The sequence below is a fragment of the Ruminococcus sp. OM04-4AA genome (assembly GCF_003462585.1).
In the GTDB taxonomy this organism is placed as follows: Bacteria; Bacillota; Clostridia; order Lachnospirales; family Lachnospiraceae; genus Mediterraneibacter; species Mediterraneibacter faecis.
On sequence record NZ_QTZH01000121.1, the window covers coordinates 1 to 2,318 of the forward strand.

Consider the following 2,318-nt stretch of genomic DNA (forward strand, 5'->3'; position numbering starts at 1 on the left):
AATCAAGGGGAGGAATGGGTAACGGAAACAAATGAAATAAAAAATTATACCAACCAAATTTTAGATAAAATGCTAAAAACTATTACAAACGAGGAACTAGAAGCTGTATTATGCCTAGAATAGTAGGAGGAAAGAGTATGCTTTTTTTAAGAATTCTTATTGTAGCATTTATTGTAACGGGAATAATGGACTTATTAGCAAAAAAAGTAGGAAAAAAACAGGAGCATTGAAAAAATTTGTCGTACGAGCTCCACTAGATTTTGCAGGATTGGGAACTATAGTAATGATAATAGTCATTGGTGCCTTGGTTTTTGCTCAAGTAGAAAATCAGGACATCCCATTACCAATTATGGTGATTTTTATATTAGTTGTAATAATTCCGGGTTTTTTACTCATGGTAGCTCCTATAAAAGGGGTATGGGATATCATTGTAGATGGTGATGATATTACTGTGGTGAAAGCATTTATTTTTAAACGTCATTGGAAATTTTCTGATATTAGTTATGGGAAAGTGACTAGAGGAGGAATGAAAATATATGTGGAAGGGGGAAAGAAAAAAGCCTTTTTTGTAGATGGAATGTGTGAGCATTTTTCTAACTTTATGAAACGAATGGAAAAAGAAGGGAAAAATATCATATATCCTGAAGGAATGTAATTGTATACAGATGGAAAAACCGTGCACTATGGCTATGATGAGCAGATACGACTTTTCGAACTAAAAGAGGGAGGCCGGATCATCAGCTATGGGTATGATGCATTGGGCAGACTGTCAGAAATCCAAAAGGACGGACAGATACAGACAGCGTATGGATATGATGCCTTTGGAAACCGTACATGGAAAGAAGAAAATGGCGAAAGGACTTCGTACCAGTACAATATCCTCAACCAGATGGTGAGCGAAAAGCATAGAGAAGTCTGGAAAGAGTACGGCTACGATAAGAGAGGAAACCTAACCGGCATCCAAGAAAATGGGGCATGGAAAAAACAGTATGTCTATGGTGCCATCAACCGTCTGGAAGAAGCAGTGGATGCGGCAGGAAAACAGGCAAGATACCAGTACAACGGACTGGGACACCGGATAGGAAAGCAGGAAGGTGTCCTTCCAAAAGAGAAGCTGGAGAAATTGGACCCACAAAGCAGGATCGGCATGGAAATCGGAAACAGCCGGCAGATCACCTATACCCTGGACCTGACCAGGCAGTATTATAACCTTCTGGAGCGGACAGAGGAAAACCGGAGCCAGAGATACTTCTGGGACGGGAATGTGGCAGCGTATGAAGAGAATGGGGAAAGGAACTATTACCTTCAGGACGAACTGGGAAGCCCGCTTCGGATTGAGGACAGTGCCAGAAACCTCAGGGAAAGCTATGGATATGGAGTCTTTGGGGAAGATTTATATCAGAACCAGGGGAAGATACAGCCGTTTGGATATACGGGCTATCAAAGAGATGAGACAGCGGGAACGTATTATGCCCAGGAAAGGGAATATCTGGCAGAGAACGGCAGGTTTGCAGGGCAGGATGTGATTGCTGGTTTTATGAATCTGCCGTTCAGTATGAACCGTTATAGTTACTGCTTTAATTCACCGATGGTCTTGGTAGATTTAGATGGTGAATGGCCTAGTTTAAGTGATATCGGAAAGGGTATTACTAAGAGTCTCAATAATGTAAAAAAATTTGGAAAGAAAGCTGGACAATGGATAGTAGATCACAAAGAGGATATTGCTAAGGTCGTTGGAACAAGTTTAGTAATTGCTGGAATTGCAGTAGCATCAATTTACACAGCTGGTGTGGCCGGAACAGTTTTAATGGGAGTTGCTTCTGGAGCAGCAATAGGAGGAACAGTAAATGGCTTTATTAATATTAAAAATGGTGGAAATTTTGCAAATGGATTTATAGGAGGGGCTATAAGTGGTGGCATTCAGGGTGGCTTGGGTATTAGGCCTGTTGGAACTATTGTTGGTGGTATAGCTAATGGATTGGGTACTTTTGTTACAGAGGGTTTAGATAGGATAGATGGATATAATCATAAAAATTTGGGCCAGATTGGAGAAGATAGTATAAAATCAGCATTACTAGGAATGTTGTGTAGCCTTCCTGGAGGGTTGATACAAGCTGGCACATTAAATGAAAATATTCTTGAAGAGTTAATGGTAAACTATACGAAAAGTTTTGGCAATCAGTTAAATAATTTTTTTGGAATAGTAGACAATTTCCTTTTAGATATAACGATGGGAGGATGCTATAATGAATAAAAGTTATGATTATATCATGGGAGGTAGCAAATTTTTCAATTTGTTTGATTTTATATCAGGAATA

Annotated in this window: 2 protein-coding genes; both read left to right on the forward strand. The window is 39.5% G+C overall.

Annotated elements, in window-relative coordinates:
* Positions 1–193: 193 nt before the first annotated feature.
* Positions 194–655: a DUF6560 family protein gene (locus DXB52_RS15455; RefSeq protein ID WP_472520533.1), complete on the forward strand. Its 462-nt coding sequence runs from the start codon at positions 194–196 to the stop codon at positions 653–655.
* Entirely contained in the window at positions 656–2,254 is a 1,599-nt protein-coding gene (locus DXB52_RS15460; protein ID WP_118108011.1) for an RHS repeat-associated core domain-containing protein, read from the forward strand. It begins immediately after the preceding gene.
* The last annotated feature ends 64 nt before the right edge of the window (positions 2,255–2,318 follow it).